Annotated in this window: 21 protein-coding genes; 9 read left to right on the forward strand and 12 right to left on the reverse strand. The window is 69.9% G+C overall.

The genetic code is table 11. The features are described 5' to 3' along the window. The first annotated feature begins 103 nt into the window (after window positions 1–103). Window positions 104–1,168, forward strand: coding sequence for an LLM class F420-dependent oxidoreductase (locus tag AQI88_RS06620; protein ID WP_066993280.1), 1,065 nt, complete (start codon window positions 104–106; stop codon window positions 1,166–1,168). Here AQI88_RS06620 and AQI88_RS06625 read toward each other — a convergent pair. The 4 genes from AQI88_RS06625 to AQI88_RS06640 form a co-directional block, all read right to left on the reverse strand. After that, window positions 1,125–1,691 (reverse strand): hypothetical protein, encoded by a 567-nt coding sequence (locus AQI88_RS06625; protein ID WP_066993283.1) that lies wholly within the window; start codon window positions 1,689–1,691, stop codon window positions 1,125–1,127. The two genes, AQI88_RS06620 and AQI88_RS06625, sit on opposite strands and share 44 nt — an antisense overlap. A gap of 127 nt (window positions 1,692–1,818) precedes the next feature. Next, window positions 1,819–2,889, reverse strand: a complete 1,071-nt coding sequence (locus AQI88_RS06630; RefSeq protein WP_066993286.1) for a prenyltransferase/squalene oxidase repeat-containing protein — start codon at window positions 2,887–2,889, stop codon at window positions 1,819–1,821. Next, window positions 2,886–3,656 carry a class I SAM-dependent methyltransferase gene (locus AQI88_RS06635; protein ID WP_066993289.1) on the reverse strand — a complete coding sequence of 257 codons (771 nt, stop codon included), beginning with the start codon at window positions 3,654–3,656 and terminating at the stop codon, window positions 2,886–2,888. The genes AQI88_RS06630 and AQI88_RS06635 overlap by 4 nt, the downstream gene beginning before the upstream one ends. Further along, a complete protein-coding gene (locus tag AQI88_RS06640; RefSeq protein WP_066993291.1) occupies window positions 3,650–5,023 on the reverse strand; it encodes a glycosyltransferase family 4 protein in 1,374 nt (457 codons plus the stop codon). The genes AQI88_RS06635 and AQI88_RS06640 overlap by 7 nt, the downstream gene beginning before the upstream one ends. A 220-nt stretch (window positions 5,024–5,243) precedes the next feature. On the opposite strand from AQI88_RS06640, the gene AQI88_RS06645 reads away from it, so the two are divergent. The 6 genes from AQI88_RS06645 (at window position 5,244) to AQI88_RS06670 (ending at window position 9,758) form a co-directional block, all read left to right on the forward strand. Then, window positions 5,244–5,876, forward strand: a complete 633-nt coding sequence (locus tag AQI88_RS06645; protein WP_066993294.1) for a TetR family transcriptional regulator — start codon at window positions 5,244–5,246, stop codon at window positions 5,874–5,876. Window positions 5,877–5,946: 70 nt separating this feature from the next. Continuing rightward, window positions 5,947–6,528, forward strand: a complete 582-nt coding sequence (locus tag AQI88_RS06650) for a hypothetical protein (RefSeq protein ID WP_066993779.1) — start codon at window positions 5,947–5,949, stop codon at window positions 6,526–6,528. Continuing rightward, window positions 6,525–7,184, forward strand: a complete 660-nt coding sequence (locus AQI88_RS06655; RefSeq protein WP_066993295.1) for a hypothetical protein — start codon at window positions 6,525–6,527, stop codon at window positions 7,182–7,184. The genes AQI88_RS06650 and AQI88_RS06655 overlap by 4 nt, the downstream gene beginning before the upstream one ends. Then, entirely contained in the window at window positions 7,184–8,860 is a 1,677-nt protein-coding gene (locus AQI88_RS47470) for a putative T7SS-secreted protein (protein ID WP_066993297.1), read from the forward strand. The genes AQI88_RS06655 and AQI88_RS47470 overlap by 1 nt, the downstream gene beginning before the upstream one ends. 27 nt (window positions 8,861–8,887) lie before the next feature. Then, complete coding sequence (locus AQI88_RS06665; protein WP_079057423.1) at window positions 8,888–9,301, forward strand: DUF4279 domain-containing protein; 414 nt, start codon at window positions 8,888–8,890, stop codon at window positions 9,299–9,301. Window positions 9,302–9,311: 10 nt separating this feature from the next. Beyond that, complete coding sequence (locus AQI88_RS06670) at window positions 9,312–9,758, forward strand: hypothetical protein (RefSeq protein WP_159050304.1); 447 nt, start codon at window positions 9,312–9,314, stop codon at window positions 9,756–9,758. Window positions 9,759–9,784: 26 nt separating this feature from the next. On the opposite strand, the gene AQI88_RS06675 is transcribed toward AQI88_RS06670, so the two are convergent. Next, window positions 9,785–10,018, reverse strand: coding sequence for a ferredoxin (locus AQI88_RS06675; protein WP_066993304.1), 234 nt, complete (start codon window positions 10,016–10,018; stop codon window positions 9,785–9,787). Window positions 10,019–10,020: 2 nt separating this feature from the next. Then, window positions 10,021–11,472 carry an aldehyde dehydrogenase gene (locus tag AQI88_RS06680; RefSeq protein ID WP_066993307.1) on the reverse strand — a complete coding sequence of 484 codons (1,452 nt, stop codon included), beginning with the start codon at window positions 11,470–11,472 and terminating at the stop codon, window positions 10,021–10,023. A gap of 112 nt (window positions 11,473–11,584) precedes the next feature. On the opposite strand from AQI88_RS06680, the gene AQI88_RS06685 reads away from it, so the two are divergent. Continuing rightward, entirely contained in the window at window positions 11,585–12,610 is a 1,026-nt protein-coding gene (locus AQI88_RS06685) for a Strvi_7410 family MBL fold metallo-hydrolase (protein ID WP_066993310.1), read from the forward strand. Window positions 12,611–12,616: 6 nt separating this feature from the next. Here AQI88_RS06685 and AQI88_RS06690 read toward each other — a convergent pair whose 3' ends face one another. The 5 genes from AQI88_RS06690 to AQI88_RS06710 all read right to left on the reverse strand — a co-directional run bounded on the left by AQI88_RS06690 (window position 12,617) and on the right by AQI88_RS06710 (window position 17,963). Continuing rightward, entirely contained in the window at window positions 12,617–14,086 is a 1,470-nt protein-coding gene (locus tag AQI88_RS06690) for an NAD(P)/FAD-dependent oxidoreductase (protein ID WP_066993313.1), read from the reverse strand. A 25-nt stretch (window positions 14,087–14,111) separates the two neighbouring features. Further along, entirely contained in the window at window positions 14,112–15,254 is a 1,143-nt protein-coding gene (locus tag AQI88_RS06695) for an MAB_1171c family putative transporter (protein ID WP_317936626.1), read from the reverse strand. Between the two features lie 117 nt (window positions 15,255–15,371). Beyond that, window positions 15,372–16,550: an MAB_1171c family putative transporter gene (locus AQI88_RS06700; protein ID WP_066993319.1), complete on the reverse strand. Its 1,179-nt coding sequence runs from the start codon at window positions 16,548–16,550 to the stop codon at window positions 15,372–15,374. Then, window positions 16,547–17,080, reverse strand: a complete 534-nt coding sequence (locus AQI88_RS06705) for a toxin (protein ID WP_244184052.1) — start codon at window positions 17,078–17,080, stop codon at window positions 16,547–16,549. Before AQI88_RS06705 ends, AQI88_RS06700 begins: the two co-directional genes overlap by 4 nt. A gap of 280 nt (window positions 17,081–17,360) precedes the next feature. After that, window positions 17,361–17,963 (reverse strand): helix-turn-helix transcriptional regulator, encoded by a 603-nt coding sequence (locus AQI88_RS06710; RefSeq protein WP_066993322.1) that lies wholly within the window; start codon window positions 17,961–17,963, stop codon window positions 17,361–17,363. 388 nt (window positions 17,964–18,351) lie between these two features. Between AQI88_RS06710 and AQI88_RS06715 the strand changes: the two genes are divergently transcribed. Then, complete coding sequence (locus AQI88_RS06715; RefSeq protein ID WP_244184053.1) at window positions 18,352–19,353, forward strand: ornithine cyclodeaminase family protein; 1,002 nt, start codon at window positions 18,352–18,354, stop codon at window positions 19,351–19,353. 27 nt (window positions 19,354–19,380) lie between these two features. On the opposite strand, the gene AQI88_RS06720 is transcribed toward AQI88_RS06715, so the two are convergent. Continuing rightward, window positions 19,381–19,992: a helix-turn-helix domain-containing protein gene (locus tag AQI88_RS06720; RefSeq protein WP_066993326.1), complete on the reverse strand. Its 612-nt coding sequence runs from the start codon at window positions 19,990–19,992 to the stop codon at window positions 19,381–19,383. Between the last annotated feature and the right edge of the window lie 173 nt (window positions 19,993–20,165).

Raw genomic sequence — 20,165 nt, forward strand, 5'->3', positions numbered from 1 at the left:
CCGGTACCGTCACGCACGGCCCCTCGCCCTTCCGGGCGGGGGGCCGTTGCCGTACAGTCGCCTCCCGGCTACTGAACTGACGCACCGTCAGGAGGCAGGCATCATGCGGCTCGGTCTGGCACTCGGCTACTGGGGGCGCGGTCCGGACGCCGGTCATGTGGCGCTGGCCCAGGAGGCGGAGCGGCTCGGGTACGACTCCGTGTGGACGGCCGAGTCCTGGGGTTCGGACGCCTTCACCCCGCTGACCTGGATCGCCGCGCAGACCACAAGGATCCGGCTGGGTACGGGAGTTGCCCAGATGGCCGCCCGTTCCCCGACCACCACCGCGATGCACGCGCTGACCCTGGACCACCTCTCCGGGGGACGGATGATGCTGGGACTGGGCCTGTCCGGGCCGCAGGTGGTGGAGGGCTGGTACGGCCGCCCGTTCCCGAAGTCGCCGCTGACCGCGACGCGGGAGTACGTGGACGTCGTACGGCAGGTGCTGCGGAGAAAGGCGCCGGTGGAGTCGGACGGGCGCTTCCATCCGCTGCCGTACCGGGGGCCGGACGGCACGGGGCTGGGCAAGCCGCTGAAGTCGATCACCCATCCCCTGCGCCGCGATCTGCCCGTCCTGCTGGGTGCGGAGGGCCCGAAGAACGTCGCCCAGACGGCCCGGATCGCCGACGGCTGGCTGCCGCTGTACTGGGCACCGAGCCGGCCGGAGGTGTACGGGGAGGCGGTACGGGAGTTGCCTGAGGGGTTCATGGTGGCCCCGATGGCGCGGGTGAAGGTGTGCGACGACGTCGCCGAGGGGCTGCTGCCCGTGAAGGCGATGCTCGGCTTCTACATCGGCGGGATGGGGCACGCGGCCCGCAACTTCCACGCGGATCTCATGGCCCGCATGGGCTACGAGGTCGAGGCGCGGCGGATCCAGGAGCTGTTCCTGGCCGGGCGGCGCGAGGAGGCCGTGCTGGCGGTGCCGGACGCCTTCGCCGACGAGATCTCCCTGGTCGGCCCGCGCGAACGCATCGCCGAGCGGCTGGAGTTGTGGCGCACGGGCCCGGTGACGGACCTGCTGGCCCTGTCACCGGACCTGCACACGCTGCGGGTGCTGGCGGAGCTGAACGCCGCCTGGCCGACGCCTAGCCGCCGTTCAGCTGGGAGGCGGACGGTACCTGGTCCTTGACCGGGGCGCCTGCGCTCTTGCCTGCGTCCTTGACCTTGTTGATGAGGTCGTCGAAGGTGCCCGCCGCGGACTCGTCGCCGCTGCGCAGCCTGGACGGCAGACTCTTGAGCGCCTCGATACCGGCGGTCAGCGGGGCGAGGGCCTTGGAGAGCGTGGGGTCGCCCTGGGCGTTGCGCTGGGCCGCCTTGAGCCGGTTGTAGGTGAAGGCGCCGGCGAGACCGGCCTTCACCAGGGCCAGTCTGCGGCCGTGGGCGCCCTTCTTGAACTTGCCCGCCTTCCAGGGCTTCACGATCCACTGGTAGGTGGCGCCGGCTGCGAGGCCCGCGTTCGCGACGAAGCGGGTCTTGGCGAACTTCTGGCGCTCGGCGGACGTACTCGGGCTGGGCGTGGCCGCGTCGACGGCGTCCACCTGCACGGTGCCCTTCGTACTGGTCTTCTCGCTGTTTCCGCAGGCGGTGGAACCGGCCAGCAGGGCGCAGCACAGGGTGAGCGCCACACAGAGACGCCGTATCGGTACGGGCACGGGGTCCTCCGGACGTGTCTCCCCGAGTGGGTTGCTTCCTCCGGAAGCCTCACCCGGACGGCCGCTGTCCGCCACTTGGGCGACTCCGTCCGGGGTGCCGAAGGGCATGTCCGTGGCGTCGTGGCCCTCAGCGGCAGCAGTCGGGGTCCAGGCCGGCCGGCAGGTGCTCCCCTCCGAAGACCGCGCACGTGGCGTCGTGGCCGCCGAGGGCGGCGACCGCCAGCAGGAGGGAGCCCGCCGTCCAGGTGGTGAGTTCGCGCGGCCAGATCGCGTCGTCATCGAAGACGTAGCCCGTCCAGTACAGGCCGCTCTCCGCGTCGCGCAGGTGCTGGATGGACTGGAGGATCTCCAGAGAACGGTCCGACTCGCCCATCGCCCACAGCGCGAGGGCCAGTTCGCTGGACTCGCCGCCGGTCACCCAGGGGTTGGGTACGACGCAGCGCACGCCCAGGCCGGGCACGACGAAGCGATCCCAGTCCGCCTCGATGCGGGACTTGGCCTCCGCGCCGGTCAGCGCACCGCCGAGGACCGGGTAGTACCAGTCCATCGAGTAGCGGTCCTTGTCGAGGAAGCGCTCGGGGTGCCGGCGGATCGCATGGCGCAGGGCGCCCACCGCCAGCTCCCAGTCCGGCTGCGGCTCCTCGCGCTGGTCGGCGACGGCGAGCGCGCAGCGCAGGGCGTGGTGGATCGAGGAACTGCCGGTGAGCAGCGCGTCCGTGGTGGGCGTGCCGTCGTCCTCGCGCCGCCAGCCGATCTGGCCGCCGGGCTGCTGGAGCCGCAGCACCCACTCCATGGCCGCGTAGACGCACGGCCACATGCGGTCCAGGAACGTGTCGTCGCCGGTGGACAGGTAGTGGTGCCAGACGCCTACGGCTATGTAGGCGACGAAGTTCGACTCGCGGGCGCGGTCGGTGACGTCGTCGTGGGCTCCGTCGGCGTAGGCCGCGTACCAGGAGCCGTCCTCGTTCTGGTGGGCGGCGAGCCAGAGGTAGGCCCGCTCGGCGGCCTCGTGCTCGCCGGCCGCGTCCAGGGCCATCGCGGCCTCGGTGTGGTCCCACGGGTCGAGGTGGTGCCCGCGGAACCACGGGATCGCGCCGTCCTCCCGCTGTACGGCGAGGATGCCGCGCACGGTCGCGGCGGCCTGCTCGGCGGTGAGGACCCCGGGCAGGACGAGGTGTTCTGTCCGGGGGGTGGTCACTGGGCGGCCGCCTCAAAGAGCCCGGTCTCGGTCTCGGTCTCGGCGAGCCGGGGCAGGTGGGGCTTGGTCGCGTAGACGACGAAGCTCTTGCCGATGACCGGGTTCAGCGCCTGTTCGGCGATCCGGGTGGCCAGCGGCTTCTTCATGATGTCCCAGACCAGCAGCTTGTGGTACGCCCGCACCGGCAGCGCCTTGTCGTTGTCCACGCCGAAGGCGCACTTCAGCCACCAGTAGGGCGAGTGCAGGGCGTGCGCGTGGTGGCTGCCGTACGGCTTCAGGCCGGCCCCGCGGACCTTGGCCAGCAGTTCGTCGGCCTTGTAGATGCGGATGTGGCCGCCCTCGACCTCGTGGTAGGCGTCGGACAGTGCCCAGCAGACCTTCTCGGGGCCGTAGCGCGGCACGGTGATGGCGATCCGGCCGCCGGGCTTGAGCACGCGCACCATCTCGGCGAGCACGCCCTTGTCGTCGGGGATGTGCTCCATCACCTCGGAGATGATGACGACGTCGAAGGACTCGTCGGGGAAGGGCAGCGCCAGCGCGTCGCCCTCCATGGCGGTGGCGGTGGCCCCGGCCGGGGCCTCACCCGCCTCCTTCATCGCCGCGAACCACTTGGCGACCTCGCGGATCTCCTCGCCGTTCTGGTCGAGGGCCACGACCTGCGCGCCGCGCCGGTAGCACTCGAAGGCGTGCCGGCCGGCCCCGCAGCCGAGGTCCAGGACACGGTCGCCGGGGGCGAGCGGGAACCGGGAGAAATCGACGGTCAGCACGTGGCCCTGCTTTCGGAAGAGATGCCTGCAACACTTGCCGGAGCCGCCGAGCGGCCGGGGTTCTGGGCCGCCGAGCCGATCGCCTCGCGGTAGCGGGCCACCGTCCCCTCGGCCGCACGGGCCCAGGTGAAGTGCCCAAGGACCCGCTCACGGCCTGCCGCACCCAGCCGCGCCCGCAGCTCGGGGTCCCCCAGCAGCCGCGTGAGCCCTGCGGCCAGCGCCCCCGCGTCACCGGGCGGTACGGCCAGACAGGTCTCGCCGTCGCGTCCGGCGACCTCGGGGATCGCCCCGCCGGTGGTGGCGACCAGCGGGGTGCCGGTGGCCATGGCCTCGGCGGCGGGCAGTGAGAAGCCCTCGTAGAGCGAGGGCACGCAGGCGACCTCGGCCGAGCGGATCAGGTCGACCAGTTCGGCGTCGGAGATGCCCTTGACGAACCCGACGGCGCCTTCGAGGCCGTAGCGCTCGATCGCCTGGGCGACCGGGCCCTGCGTGGGGCGCTTGCCGACGACGACGAGATGGGCGGCCGGGTGCTCGGTGCGCACCTTCGCGAGCGCCTCCACGAGGAAGACCAGGCCCTTGAGGGGCACGTCCGCGCTGGAGGTGGTGACGATCCGGCCGGGCACCTCGGGGACGGCCGGATTCGGCGCGAACAGGTCGGTGTCGGCGCCGATGTGGACGACGTGGATGCGGTCGTCACGGACGCCGAGGTGGTCCACGATCTCCTGGCGGGAGGTGCCGGAGACGGTGAGCACGGAGGGCAGGCGGCGGGCGACGCGCTTCTGCATCCGGGTGAAGGCGTACCAGCGGCGCACGGACAGGCGGCGCTGCCGGCCCTCGGCCGCGTCCAGCTCCAGCTGCCGGTCGACGGTGATGGGGTGGTGGATGGTGGTGACCAGGGGCGCGCCGATGTCCCCCAGGAGCCCGTAGCCGAGGGTCTGGTTGTCGTGGACGACGTCGAACTCGCCGCGGCGGGCGCGCAGATGGCGGCGGGCGCGCAGGGAGAACGTCAGCGGCTCGGGGAAGCCGCCGGTCCACATGGTGGCGACTTCGAGGGCGTCGATCCAGTCCCGGTACTCGTCGCGCTGGGGCGTGCGGAAGGGGTCGGGCTGGCGGTAGAGGTCGAGGCTGGGCAGCTCGGTCAGGGTCAGGCCCTCGTACCCCTCGTCCAGGACGGGGTACGGCTGCGAGCCGATGACCTCGACCCGGTGGCCGAGGCGGGCCAGCTCACGGGAGAGGTGCCGTACGTACACGCCCTGCCCGCCGCAGAACGGGTTCCCTTTATAGGTGAGAAGCGCGATGTCGAGCGGTCGCTCGCCGTCGGCGGCAAGGCCCTTCGGGGACCCGGCCTCCCTGGCCTCAGCGGTCACTCTGGACCCCCTTCTCCCTGCACTGTCCCGCGAGACTACGACGGGACGCTAATCTAGAACAAGTTTCAGACTTGATCGTTCAAGAGGCTCTGAATCTACCGGCAGGTAGGGGCGCTGTGAGCAGTGGATCAGGTGATTCACGCCACGACGCGGGCCCCCGCCGTGCAGGATGATCACATGCCCTACAGACGCCCTCACCGACTGTCACGGAACGGGACCCATGCCTGCGGAATCCAAGGTGGAAGCGCGTAGCGTCCGGCCCTCCTCGCCGCCGCTGACCGAGCGGCAGGAGGCCCGCCGCCGCCGGATCCTGCACGCGAGCGCACAGCTGGCCAGCCGGGGCGGTTTTGATGCCGTGCAGATGCGCGAGGTCGCCGAGTCCTCGCAGGTGGCCCTCGGCACGCTGTACCGCTACTTCCCGTCCAAGGTGCATCTGCTGGTCGCCACCATGCAGGACCAGCTGGAGCACATGCACGGCACGCTGCGCAAGAAGCCCCCGCAGGGCGAGACCGCGGCCGAGCGCGTCGCCGAGACCCTGATGCGCGCCTTCCGCGCCCTGCAACGCGAGCCGCATCTGGCCGACGCCATGGTCCGCGCCCTCACCTTCGCCGACCGCAGCGTCTCCCCCGAGGTCGACCAGGTCTCCCGGCAGACCACGGTGATCATCCTGGACGCGATGGGCCTGGAGGACCCGAGCCCCGAACAGCTCTCCGCCGTCCGGGTCATCGAGCACACCTGGCACTCGGCCCTGATCACCTGGCTGTCCGGCCGTGCCTCCATCGCACAAGTGAAGATCGACATCGAGACGGTGTGCCGCCTGATCGACCTGACCGACCCCGGTGCCTCGCGCTGACGCGCAGCTGTGACAAGGGTGTGACGGCGGCAGGTTGTTCCCTGCCGGTGCACTTGTGATGATGGTCCGCATGTCTGAACACGGGGGCGGGGCAGACGAGGCACCGCGCGACGACGTTCCCAGGTCACGGCTGTACGACTATGCGGAGATGACGGTTCCCGCACCGGAGGAACCGGAGCCGTCACCGGAGCGGGCGGGCCCCGCGGCGGGCCGTTCGACGGTCCCTTCGCCGGAGCGGGCCTCCGCCGAAGCGGCCGAAGCCGAAGTCCGCAGGCGGGAGTTCGCCGCCTTGCTCGATGAGTTCCGCCGTACCCCCGTCCTGGTGCCGTTGGGCGACGGCCCGGGCCCGGACTCCGAACGCGGTCTGCTGACCGCCGATCTGGGCGGCCTCCGTTTCCTCCTGGCCTTCTCCGACGAGCAGGCGCTGGCCCGTTACGCCGTCGCGCGCGGCGAGCCGGCCCGCGAGTGGACGTATCAGACGATCCTCGGCGCACGCCTGCTGGACGTGGCCGTGCCCGCGGCCGGGGTGCCGTGCGGAGTGGCCCTGGACTGCGCGGACGGCGAGGAAGGCATGGTGTTTCCGCCCGTGCGCGGGATCGTGCCGGACGAGGTGGCGGTGGACGTCGACAAGGGGACGGGGGACACGAGGTGACCGACGGCGGCAAGGACCTGAAGACCGACGGGCTCGGCCTGATCGCCAAGGGTCTGACCGAGGCGCTGGGCGAGCTGAAGGAGCTCGGCATGGTCGGCGAGGCCGGGGCCGGGCGCGGCTTCGGTGACATCGCCCTGTCCGGGCTGGAACTCGGCCACGAGGGGCTGACGGGTGAGTTCAAGTCGTTCTGCGAGCGCTGGGAATGGGGCGTGCGGTCGCTGATCAACGAGGGCAACGGCTTCGCCGAGAAGACGGGCCTGGCGGCGGGCACGTACTACGAGACCGACAAGTACGTCGAGGGCACCTTCAAGGTCGTCACCAACGCGGCCATCGGCAATCCGTACGCCTCCGAGGAGGACGTCGAGAAGATGGGCTGGGGCGACATCGCGAAGTCCGGTGTCTACAGCGGCAACGTGGACTACAGCAAGGAGTCCTTCGACCAGGCCCTGGCCAACAGCGGGCAGGGCTGGAAGGACGCGGGCCGGGACGTGATGACCTCGCGCACCATCGGCGTGATGCCGGGCCTGAACCCCGAGAACCTGCACGGCGCGATGGGGGTGTCGGACCAGGAGTACAACCAGTTCCTGGACGACACCTTCGGCCCGTCTCCCGAGGCCCGTGCCAAGGCGGCCGGGCAGCAGGGCGGTGAGGGCTGATGGGGCTCGGAGACCTCACCAACTCGCTGCTGGGCGGTGCGGAGGACCTCTACGACGCGGGCAAGAAGAAGCTCGGCGAGGGCGTCGACTGGGCCACGGACAAGGTGGGCGAGGGCCTGGACTACGTCGGTGCGCACGACTGGGCCGACAGTGTGGAGGACTGGGGCGACGAGGTCGCCTCCGACCTGGGTGCCACCCCCGGCGAGCAGCAGCTCGGCCAGACCGAGGAGGCCGACGAGCTCGTCCACGGCAAGCCGGACAAGATCCGCGAGAGCGCCAAGCACCTGCGGGACTTCCACGGCGCTTTCGACAAGGTCAGTCAGGGGCTGAGGAAGGTCGACTCCTCCGGCTGGCAGGGCGAGGGCGGCAACGCGTTCCGGGAGAAGTTCGGCGTTCATCCCGCCAAGTGGGCGCAGGCGGCCGAGGCCTGCAACGCGGCGGCGGGGGCGCTGGAGTCGTACGCGGGCACCGTCAAGTGGGCGCAGGGCCAGGCCAAGGAGGCCGTGGAGCTCTACAAGAAGGGGGTGAAGGCGTCCAAGGACGCGGTCGACGCGTACAACAAGAAGGTCGACGCCTACAACGCCAAGATCAAGGCGAACGAGGACCCGGGCCCCAAGCCCGAGCCGTTCAAGGACCCCGGCAAGGCCGACGTCAAGGCCGCGGCCGAGAAGCTCGCCGAGGCCCGCAAGCAGCGCAACACGGCCGCCTCCGAGGCACAGGGCAAGGTCAAGGCGGCCCTCGCGCACGCACCCGCCGAACCCCCGCCGCTGGAGCGCCTCGGCAACAACCTCTCCGACGGCTACCAGGCCGTCAACACCGAACTCACCCATGTCGTCGGCGGCGCCCTCAAGGGCACGGCCGGACTGCTGAACTTCGTCCGGGGCCTGAACCCCACCGACCCCTACAACCTCACCCACCCGGCCGCCTACCTGCAGAACGTCAGCATGACGCTCTCCGGCCTGGTCTCCACGGCCACGCATCCCGAACGGGTCGTCCAGGCCGCCGTGGACGGCTTCAAGAAGGACCCCTCGGAGTTCGTCGGCCGCCTGATCCCCGAGCTGATCGGTACCAAGGGCGCCGGCCTCGCCCGCGGCGGACTGCGGCTCGGCCTGCGGACGGCGACGAAGGAGGGCCTGGAGTCGGCGGCGCAACGCGGAGTACGGGAGGGCCTTGAGCGTCAGGCCGCCAGAGGTGCCGGGGACCCCATGCCCGAGCGTGCCGACGTCATGCAGGCGCTGCGCGACTCCAAACCGGAGATCGTGAACAAGAAATGGCCGGACACTGATGGCCGTTACTATGCGGACCGGGTGCTCTCCGGTGGCCGTCCGGACGGGGAGAAAGTCTTCGCAGGGCATGGCTATCTCAAAAGCAGGGCCGGCGAAACCGTGGTTCCCGAGGGAACCAACATCTCTTTCTACGTGCAGCACGGAGACGCACTTCCCGGGCTCAACGGCCTGACCGTCGAGCGAGGCGTATATCCGGGGGGTTACGTGGAGACGTTCGGACCGGGCGATGTAATTCCGAACTACACGCTGGCGCCTCCCGTCTCATCGGGCGGTGGAGGTTTCAGTGTGTTCGAGAATTCGACGACCGTCGGCAAGGAGACCGCCCTGAGCGAGCTGCTGAAGCCCGGCATGGGAAATGTTCACTGGGCGGCATGCCGTGAGCTCAAGTAGAATGTTCCGACCTGTGAGGAGCCATACATGCCTGTAACAAAAAAACGCCACTGGGTGTTGACGGACGTGTCACTCGTCGTCAAGGGACGCGATCTCCAGCCCGAGGAGATCACATCCTTCCTCGGTATCGAGCCCACTGGTGTGCGCAACCCGGGACCCAGCAAATGGGATCACCCGGGCAAGGTCGACGGAGAGTGGGGGATCAACTGCAACGAGAATGTCAGCCGGGACTTTCACGAGCAGCTGGGCAACATCCTTTCCACGGTGGAAAGCAAGCGGACCGAGCTCGCGCAATTGGTCGAGCGGGGATACGAAGTGATCGTCGACATCTACGGATTCGCCGGGAACGACTGCTCCCTCACCCTCCAGCCGGAGGAACTCAAGCGAATCGCACGTCTAGGCTTCCCCCTCTGGGTCGCAGCCAATATGAACGAACGCTGAAAGAACAGTCATGGAACCTGGAGCGAAGTTGAAGCCGTGGGGTAACTTGAGCACGTCCCTGGTCGTATCAGGCCAGGAAGTGAATTCTGATCTTCTGCTTGCGGCGTTGCAACTCACCGACAGTGAGGAGTTCTCCTCGTCCGAAGGTGTGGGCATCTATTCCGGTCCCGACTGGGCCACGCTCACCGTTGACGAACGACACTCGAAAAGCCCCGATGAACAGGCCGCGGAACTTATCGGATTCCTCAGCCCCCGCAAGCCGTCGCTCGACGCGCTGAAAGAGGCGGGAAAATCGGTGAAGGTCGACGTAGCAGGCATTGCCGAATCATCAGGGACGGGACTCTACCTCTCGCCAGACGTTCTTGCCGGTCTTGCAGAGCTGGGAGTCCCGGTCAGCTTTACAACGGTCCGGGAATCCGGGGAGGACGAGGAAGACCCGCTCGCCTGGCTCGACTGAACGGGCCTGTTACTCAAGGGGAACCGCTATTCCTCGGGCGGAAACACCGGCTCCCCGCTGCCCACCAGCGTGATGACGATCGCCTCCACCGGGCAGCTCTCGGCCGCCTCCAGGATCTGTTCGCTCGCGTCGGTGTCCGGGTCGGCGGGGTGGGACTGGCGGGCGGAGTCGAGGCGGAAGCCGGACGGGGCGTGGTGGAGGCACTGGGCCGAGCCGATGCAGACGGACCGGTCGACCTCGACGTGCCAGCGGTCGCCCATCCCTACGACCCCGCCGGCAGGTGGATCATCTTGTGTTCGAGGTACTCGCCGTAGCCCTCGGGGCCGAACTCCCGCCCCAGGCCGGAGTTCTTGTAGCCGCCGAACGGGCCCAGCATGTCCAGGCTGAAGGTGTTGACGGAGTAGGTGCCGGTGCGGACCTGGCGGGCGATGTCGATGCCGTGCTCGACATCGGCCGTCCACACGCTGCCGGACAGGCCGTAGTCCGAGTCGTTGGCGATCTTCACCGCTTCCTGTTCGTCGCCGTAGGGGAGCAGGCAGATCACGGGGCCGAAGATCTCCTCGCGGGCGATCCGCATGGAGTTGTCGACGTCGCCGAAGAGGGTCGGTTCGACGTACCAGCCGCGCTCCAGGCCGGCCGGGCGGCCGCCGCCGGTGAGGATCTTGGCGCCCTCTTCCTGGCCGATGCGGATGTAGTCGAGGTTGCGCTGCTGCTGGCGCCGGGCGACCAGCGGGCCGACCTGGGTGGCCGGGTCGAGCGGGTCGCCGACCTTCAGCGCGGTGGCCGCCTGTGCGAAGGCGTCCGCGAACTCGTCGTAGCGGGCGCGCGGGACGAGGATGCGGGTCTGGGCGACGCAGGCCTGCCCGTTGTTCATCCAGGCCGCCGGGACGATGCCCGCCACCGCCGTCGCCACCTCGGCGTCGGGCAGCACGACCGCCGCCGACTTGCCGCCCAGCTCCAGCGTGACCCGGGTGAGGTTGCGGGCGGCCACCTCCATCACCCGCTTGCCGGCCGCGACCGAGCCGGTGAAGGAGACCTTGTCGACGCCGGGGTGCCCGACCAGGTACTCGCTGACCTCGCGGTCGGCGGGGAGGATGGACAGGACTCCCTCCGGCAGGCCGGCCTCGCGGGCGATCTCGCCGAGCAGGTACGCGTCCAGCGGGGACTCCGGGGACGGCTTGAGCACGACCGTGCAGCCGGTCAGCAGCGCGGGCGCGAGCTTGGCGGCGGCGACGAACTGCGGGACGTTCCAGGGGACCACGGCGGCGACGACGCCGACCGGTTCGCGGCGGACGAGGATCGGCCCGAGGACGCCGTCCCTGCGCTCCTCGTACGTGCAGTCCCCCGCGACCCTGATCGCCGCGTCCCACACCATCATCGCGCCGAGCGCCTGGGCCAGCACGCTCCAGGAGTACGGGGAGCCGTTCTCGGCGGAGATCACCCGGGCGATCTCCTCGTGCCGGGCGAGGATGCCGTCCTTGATCCGGGTGACGACCTCGATCCGCTCCGCAAGCGAGGCGCGCGGCCAGGGACCTTCGTCGAAGGCGCGGCGCGCGACGGCCACCGCCCGGTCGACGTCCTGGCGGCCGGCGTGCGGCACCCGGCCGATGACCTCCTCGGTGTGCGGGGAGATCACCTCGATGACGTCCTTGCCCAGGGGGTCGCTCAACTCCCCGCCGATGAACAGCTGTCCGTGTTCCACGAGCTCGGTCATGACCGACTGCCTCCCGCCGCACCGCCTGTTTCTGACGCTGTTTCAGAACTGATATCAGTTCTAGTTATAGTGGGCAATGGCCGTGGGGTGCGGGCGGCGGGGCGGAGGACAGATGGCGAAGACGTTCGATCACGGCGGGGGCGTACGGTCCGTTCAGGTGCCCATTCCGGACAATCCCCTGGGCCACACGCTGGTGTACGTCGTGGACACCGACCGGGGCCCGGTGCTGGTCGACACCGGCTGGGACGATCCGGCCTCCTGGGACGCGCTGACGGCGGGGCTGGCGGCCTGCGGTACGTCGGTCCAGGAGGTGCACGGGGTCGTCATCACACATCACCACCCGGACCACCACGGGCTGTCGGGGCAGGTGCGGGAGGCTTCCGGTGCCTGGGTGGCGATGCACGCGGCCGACGCGGCGATCGTGCGCAGGGCGCGGCAGACGCGTCCGGAGCGCTGGTACGCGTACATGGCCGCCAAGCTGACGGCCGCCGGGGCGCCCGAGGAGCACGTCGCTCCGCTGCGCGCCCCGCGCCGCCGCACCCTTCCCGGTCTCGCCCCCGCTCTGCCCGACCGCGAGATCGTCCCCGGCGAACTCCTCGGCCTGCCCGGCCGCCGGCTGCGGGCGATCTGGACGCCGGGCCACACCCCCGGCCATGTCTGCCTGCACCTGGAGGAGGAGCACCCCGCCCGGCGCCCGGGGCACGGGCGGCTGTTCAGCGGCGACCACCTCCTCCCGGAGATCACCCCGCACATCGGTCTGTACGAGGATCCCGACGACGCCACGGTGACCGACCCCCTCGGCGACTACCTGGACTCCCTGGAGCGGGTGGGGCGCCTCGGCCCGGCCGAGGTGCTCCCCGCCCACCAGTACTCCTTCGGCGACGCACCCGGCCGGGTACGGGAGTTGCTCGTCCACCACGAGCAGCGCCTCACCGGTCTGCTGGCCCTCCTGCGCGAACCGCTCACCCCCTGGCAGCTGGCCGAGCGCATGGAGTGGAACCGGCCCTGGCCCGACATCCCCTACGGATCGAGAACCATCGCGGTCTCGGAGGCCGAGGCCCATCTGCGCCGCCTGGTGAAGCTGGGCCGGGCGGAACCGGTGCCGGGGAGCGAGCCGGTGGCCTACGTGGCGGTGTGACTCCGGTCAGCGGGCCGCAGTGGGAACACCCTGGCCGAGGCGCGCCAGGAAGGCCCGCTCGTCCGCCGTCAGGGGTGGGCCGGAGAGCGGGGGCAGCGCGGGGCCCATCAGCGCGGACAGGACGGCGTCCGGTCGCATCAGCCGCGTCGGGCCCGTGCGCAGGCAGGTGACGTCCCACAGGGCGGATGCCGCAGCGTAGGAGCCGGCGGCGGCCTTCGTCAGGCGCTGTGAGTACCCCGCGGTGAGGCGGTGCGCCAGGGTCGGGCTGCCGCCCTCCACACCGGGATACAGGACGTCCGTGCTGACGGCCACGGACCACGCCGCCTCGACGGACCCGGCCAGCGTGCGCTGGACGCGGCGGGCCAGCCCGGGCGCGGCGACGTCGGTCTGCCGGACGGCTTCGGCCAGGGACTGGGCGCCGAGCGCGGCCACCGACATGCCCTGGCCGTAGAGGGGGTTGAAGGTGGCCGCGGCGTCGCCGAGGGCGACGAAGCGGTCGGGCCAGACGCGGGCCTTCTCCAGATACCGGCGGGAGTTGCTGGTGCTGTGACTGGTGAAGACCGGTGTGAGGGGCGTGGCGTCGGCGATGAGCCGGCCCACCAGAGGGCTCGGCAGTGCGAGGGCGTATCCGAGGAAGTCGTCGGGGTCCTTCGGGGGTTCGCTGCCGCGGGTGCCGCCCAGGCTGACCATCCACTGGTCGTTCTCGATGGGGACGATCATGCCGCTGCGTCCGGGGCGGCCGGTGTAGGGGTCGGCCTGGATCAGGGTCAGCGGCCAGTTCTGCGCGCCCTGCGGAACGCGGTAGACGCGGGTGGCATTGACCAGGCCGGAGTCGACGTTGTCCTCGCGGACGTCGTGGATGCCGAGCGCTTCGAGCCACCGCAGGACCCGGGTCCCCCGGCCGCTGGCGTCCACGACGAAGTCGGCGTCGAGCTCGGCTTCCCGGCCGTCGCCGGTGAGGCGCAGCCCGTGGTCGGCGAGGAGGCCGGGGGCGAACTCGCCGCCGGCCCCGGGTGACAGGCGTACGCCGAGCACCTGACGGGCGCTGCCGAGCAGCCCGGTCGCCTGGGCCCGGTGAACGGTGACGTTGGTGTTGCGCAGCACCGCGGTGCGCACGGCCCAGTCCAGCAGGGCCCTGCTGCACGTGATCGTGAGGTACTCGTCGTGCCGCCAGCGCCTGAACCAGCCCGCGGGGGTGAGGGCCAGCATGCCGGAGCTGAGCGAGATCTGCCTGGCGCCGGCCGCCAGCAGGTACGCGCGCATGCCCGCCTGGGGAACAAGCTTCTCCATCGCCTCCAGGCCACCGTGCATCAGCAGGTGGGCATGGCGCCCCTGGGGCACACCGGTGCGGTGCTCGGGCCCGTCGGGCAGCTCGTCGCGGTCCAGCACCACCACGTGGTCCACGACCGGCGACAGCGCCGCGGCGGCGAGCATGCCGGCTATGCCGGCACCGATGACGACAGCTCTACGCGACATCACACTCCTAGTCCTTCGGCGTCCTTCAGCTTCGAGTGGCCCGCTTCGCACCTTCGCGTGCTGCTCTGACGACGGGTGAGGTCGCCAAAGCCTGTGACAGACGGACCAGTTCGCCTGTTTCCGAAAAGACTGCCGTGTGCAGGCGGGATGTGCCTGCCGGCTCGGAAAATTCGGGTGGCGGCAGTTGTCCGGCCTGGCGTGCGGCGTCGGCCACCATGGCGGCGGCCGCGACGAAGTTCGCCTCGCCGGGCGAACTGCCCTGGGCCTTCGCCTGCTGGTAGGCCGCCTCGCGGATCCGGCCGTCGCAGCGGGACTGCAGGGCGAGCAGGGCGTCCAGAATCCTCAGCTCGCGGTAGTACAGCCTGCCGCGCGGCAGTTGCCAGCGCGGGGGTGCGGGCTTGGGGGCGGTCGGCACGTTCTGGACTTCGGCCCAGAGCGGGGCGAGCGCCCGGTAGTCCCACAGGCTGCGCCACTGGGCCTGGGCCGCGGGCAGGAGCCGGGGGAGTACGAAGCCCGCACTGCAGATCAGGGCGCCCAGCGAGGTCACCGGCGGCGCGACGTCGGTGGACAGGTAGTCCAGGTCGTGTCCCGTCCACCGGGCCATGACCGCCGTCAACTTCGCGCATTCAAACCCGACCACGTCGAGCGCCAGGCCCACCATGATGAGCTGGAGGCCCGTCCGGAGAATTCCGGTCACTTCGCGCGACCAGCGCAGACACACCCTGCACATGGTGATCATGCAGGCGCCATGTCCGACAAGGTAGAGAACGATCATCTCCCGCATGTACGGGGTGTTCGCGTAGTACGTGTCGAGATCCCGCAGTCGTTCGACGGGCGCGTCCCCCAGGGTGAACAGCGTGATGATGGCGGCGATCAGCAGGCTGTACACGGCGGCGATCCGCACGCTCCAGAGCCGGATTCCGTCGGCGGGACCACCGCGCCAGTTGATGAGCAGAATCAGCAGCGAGGCGCTGTACGCCGAAATGACGCTGTAGGTCATGGGAGCGCCGAAATTGGGTATTCCGGTGAGGTCGTTCACCGCGTCCAGGGTGACGGGCGCCGAACAGAAGAAGCACAGTCCGCCGAGAAAGATCGCGGCACAGGTGGAAGCGGTCAACGGCTCTCTCAGGGCGACGCGCGGCTTCTGGAAGAGCAGCAGGGCGGCCATCCCGAACAAGCATGACGCTGAGTACACGACAAGGCTCATGGGTCGAGAGCTCCGTTCAGCATGGGCGAGGGTGCACTGGGGGTGAGCGTCGGTCTCCTACCGATGCGGCAGTCGGCCTCATACCGATTCGGCAGGGGCGGCGCCCTCGTCGAGGCGCAGGGCCACTACGCCCTCGCAGCCGGCCAGTGCGTCGGCGATGCAAAGAAGTGCCGGAAGGTCGGGGCGTGCCGGAAGCGGTTCGGATTCGCCGGCAGCCGTGATCCTTTTCCCTCTTTCGCTCGCCGCCTGGGTCGCGGCGGTGATGGCGGTGGCCCATGCGACGGCTTCTGCTCGGTGCGCATCGCCTGCCGTATGCAGCTCACCGATGTACGTTTCCCGGTACAGCCCTTGGTCGAAATAGCGCTCGAGGTAGTACAGGCCGTTGTAAATGGCGGTCTGGCGCCAGGTCAGCCATCGGGTGGGCGAGGGCCAGAAGGGCCGCGGAGCACGCAGGCTCTCGCGGGTCAGCAGTTCCGCGAGTTCCCGGTCCAGCGGGCCGAGCCGCGCGTAGGCGCGCCAGCACCGGGCTCGGTTCGTCAGATAGGGGCCGGCCAGCGGGATCACGGTGCCCGCGACGGTCAGCGCCGCGCCCAGTCCGGCGCAGGCCGGCGAGAGCGTCGTGCCGAGCCGGGACCAGTTGTGTCCGTACCAGCGGGCGGTCACGGCGACGATCTTGGAAACGCTGTATCCGGCACCGAGGACGGTGCCCATGCCCAGCGTCACCAGCCCGGCGCGCAGATGGCCTTTCACGTGCCGGGCCCAGCTCAGTGACCGGTATGCGGTGACCACGACAGCCGTGAGGTGCGCGACGAGGTACAGGACGATCAGCTCGGCGATGTACGGCGTGGTGGCGTAGTAGGTGTCGAAGTCCGTCCGGCGTTCCACCGGTGTGTGGCCCAGCGCGAACATGGCGGCGATGCCGCCGAGGACGGCCGCGTATCCGAGGATCCAGCGCCGGGCGGTGCGGGCCGTGTCCGGGCCGCCGCGCCAGTGCACGATGAGGACCAGGGACGCGGCGCTGTAGGCCGTGATGGCCGCGTAGGTCAGGGGAGCCGCCAGGTTCCGCACACCGCTGACGGAGTTGATGAACCCGACCGTGCGGGGTGCGCCGAACAGGAAGCACAGCGAGGCAAAGGCCAGAACGCTGCTGATGGAGAGCAGAAACGGGTCACGTCGCTGGCGTACGAGATCCGGTATTTTGGCCAGCAGACCCAGCCACAGAATTCCGCTACTTATGTAGTTGATCAAGTCGCTCATCTGTTGGTCCCACGGTAATTGAGAGCCGCCCCGATACGGCCGGCGAGATCATTCGTGCAGGAGGTCTGCGCCGCGTAGACGGAGTCGGGGGAGGCTTTCAGCCAGGGGCGCAGCCGGTCGCCGATCAGCATTCCGAACAGGTCGGCTCGTTGCTCCGCGATTTCCAGGAACCGGGTGCGTGCGGCGGCCGGCCGGGAGCTTTCGCCGTCCGCCGAGGGAAAGAGGTTCTCGGAGTGCACGGCGAGTGATGACGAGTCGTTGTCTGCCATGTGCCACAACTCGTGCCCCAGGATCACCAGTTTCATCCAGGGCGGGGCGCCCGCCTCGATGATGATGTCGTCGCGCGTGTCGCGTTCGATCCACAGTCCCGTGGTGGCGGTGTGCGGCGCCGGGAAATTGGCCATGTGCACCACGATGGGGCGCCCTCGCCATTGCGAGGCCGATGCGACCAGGGCGTCCAGCAGCTCGCCGGGATCTGCGGGAATCGGAACCCTGAGGGGGTCGATGAGCGCATTGGCAAGCCGGCGCATCTTCCTGGTCGTACGCACCATTCTCCCCGTCGGCCCTCGACTGAAGTGGAAGGAGCCGCGGTCGGGCCGGTCCGCAGCTCAACGTGGCAGGGCGGTCACGTGTGGTCGCAAATATGCCAAGCCCCTGTCGCTTCAGCCACCTGCTGCGTTTAACCGTGCGCGGGAGGAAAGGGATGTACCACGGAAACGGGGTGATCCAAGGCTTGACGAATGGCCAAAACGTGGCACCTGCATGCCACTTCCGGTCTCATCCCCGAGAGAGCGCTCTCCGATTACGTCGTCACACGGTCCCGCTTGCTTCGTCGTGCGGGCGGGTGATCCGCTCCGCCCAGTACAAAAGGCCCTCCAGTGCCCCGTCCGGCATGCTCGGTGCCCGCCGCGCAAGGCGGTACATCGCCTGGGTCCGCAGGGGTCCGAGCGGGTCCGACCTGCGCTCCAGCTCCCGTAGCACCGGAGCGAGGGCGAGGTTCAGGGCCGTGGGCTCGTCCGTGGTGAAGAACCCCGGCGTGAGATTGAAGAACTGACGCAGCCTCTCCGCAGCCTCCAGGCCGGGCAGGCCCCTCTTGTACCACTCGCTCAGCGTTTGCCGGGTGACGCCCGCGATGGCGGCCAGTTCCTGCTGGGAGTACGGCTTGCCGTCCTTGCGCAAGTAGTGCGCACGGAGGAAATCCAGCCGTTGGCGCACCCGCGCGGGCACCGACGTCTCCGGTGCGCGGCCGCCGTTCAGGAGGGTGCTGACGACCTGCTGCTCGATGCCCGTGTGCTGGGACAACGCGGCGACGTCCACGGCCTCGACCTCCGTGAGTCGTTCCGGCTGCCCGGCCGCGAAGGCCAGGGCCTTCAGGGTTTCGGCCAGTCTGGCATATGCGTCGTCGTGAGCCACCGAGCGTTCTCCGGGGGGCGTCGTCTGTTCTGCTGCTGAGGCAGACGTGAGGGTATCCGGTCATCTTGCAGACAACCAGAGCGTCAGGTTCTTCTGCATGACAATGCAGAAGATCTTGACAATCACAGTGCGCGGGAGCAGGATCACCGCACACCTGCGATGACGGTTCGCCCGAGCCAGTGGGACCTCAGGCCCACAACACCGCTTACGGCCCGTGGCCATCGCCTGCCGCCCTCCGCCTCCGCCTTCCCCACGGTCTCGGATCAGCCGGCGTACAGGTGCTCGGCAAGGCCGACCGATCTCCCCGCGTGCCCGCTCAGCACTGTGGGCTGCCCGCCCGACCTCCGGAAGGAAGCACATGGACGCCCTGGTTCTGACGCAACGTCACGTGGGAAAGATAGTCGAGCTCTGCGGCCGTGACGTCTTCGCCGATCTGGTCATCGACCGACTGCACCGGGCCCTGGCCGAAAAGAGCAAAGGCGTCGCACCTGCCCGGGCCGGCTTCAGCCGGTGCCATGGGGACACCGGGTCGATCGAGTGGATGCCGTACCACGTGCCCGGTGACTGCATGACGCTCAAAACGGTCTCCTACACCCCCTTCCGTACGACGAAGCGTCAGTACTTACCCGTCATCAGCGCAACGCTGACCCGCTTCGACGACGAGACCGGCCGGCTGACCGCGATGTGCGACGCGAGACTGCTCACCGCGATCCGCACGGGAGCGGCCTCCGCCGTGGCCAGCCGGCTGCTGGCGCGGCCGGAGAGCCGGGTGCTGGGGCTGGTGGGGGCGGGCGCCCAGGCGGTGACCCAGGCCCACGCCCTGAGCCGGGTCTTCCCCCTGGAGCAGATCCTCGTCCACGACATCGAGGCGAGCCACGCGGCCTCCTTCGCGGACCGCGTGCGCTTCCTGGATCTTCAGGTGCGCCCGGCCGGCCTCGCGGAGCTGGTCGCCACGGCCGACATCATCTGCACCGCCACCACCGTCGGGGTCGGGGAGGGACCCGTGCTGTCCGCCGACGGGCTCCAGCCCCATGCGCACATCAACGCGGTCGGAGCCGACCTGGTCGGCAAGACCGAGCTTCCCCTCCCGCTGCTGCGTGCGGCACTCGTCGTACCCGACCACCTGGACCAGGCGCGGCACGAAGGCGAATGCCAGCAGTTGTCCGAGCCCGAGATCGGGCCCCGGCTGTCGGCCGTGTGCTCCCATCCCGAACGCTGGGCGCCGTACCGGCACCGGACGACGGTCTTCGACTCCACCGGTCACGCACTCGAGGACCATGTGGCCCTGGACGTCCTGCTCCAGCTGGCGGCGGAGACGGGCGTCGGCGAACGCATGCTCATGGAGCACCTCCCGGACGACGCCCTGGACCCCTATACCTTCGCCCACTGAGCACCGGGCGCGGCCGCCGCAACCGGATCAGGCGCGCCCGGCGCCCTTCGCCTCTCCGAGGCTCCCGGTCTGCTCCGACGTAATGATCATCTCCACCAGGTCGGCGAGGGTGGCCAGCTGACGGGCATTCATCTGCGGGGCGCGCGCGGCCAGCCGGACCAGCCCGCACTCGCGCAGCCGCAGCAGCGGGTCCGCCTCCGCCTCCAGGCTCTGCAGCACCGGCTGCAACGCCTCGTGCAGCGCCTCCGGTTCGTCCGCGGCGAAGAAGCCCGCCGGCAGACCGAAGAACCTGCGCAGCCGGTCGGCGTGTTCGAGGCTCGGCATACCGCTCTTGCGCCACACGCTCAGCCACTGCCGGCTGGTTCCGGCGATCCTGGCCAGTTCGTCCAGCGAGTACCGCTTGCCGTCGGGGCGGCGCCGGGTCTCCCGGATGAAGTCCAGCCGCTGCCGCACCCGTTGGGCGAGGTCGGCCGCGGGTGCCCGGCCGCCGGAGAGCAGCTCCACGACGACACCGACGGGTATGCCGGTGCGGTGGGAGAGGTCGGCCACATCCAGGACCTCCGGCAGCCGGCCGGGACGGCCGGTCAGCTCCCCGAGTCGCTCCAGCACAGCGGCCAGCGGGGCGTAGGCGTCACTCACCGAGGTCCCCCCTGGGCATGTCGTCCGTTCGGTGGCTGAGCTGACGCGAGGCTACCGGGTCACCCGTGCACCTTCCAGACGTGACAGCAACGCCTGCGGAATTAGGCAGTAATCGTTGACAGTTGAGGGTGCGGTAGGTGAGGATCGAGGTACAGAGAGCAAGATCGACCCGC

Origin of the sequence: Streptomyces cellostaticus, from assembly GCF_001513965.1 — a bacterium.
GTDB classification, from domain to species: domain Bacteria; phylum Actinomycetota; class Actinomycetes; order Streptomycetales; family Streptomycetaceae; genus Streptomyces; species Streptomyces cellostaticus.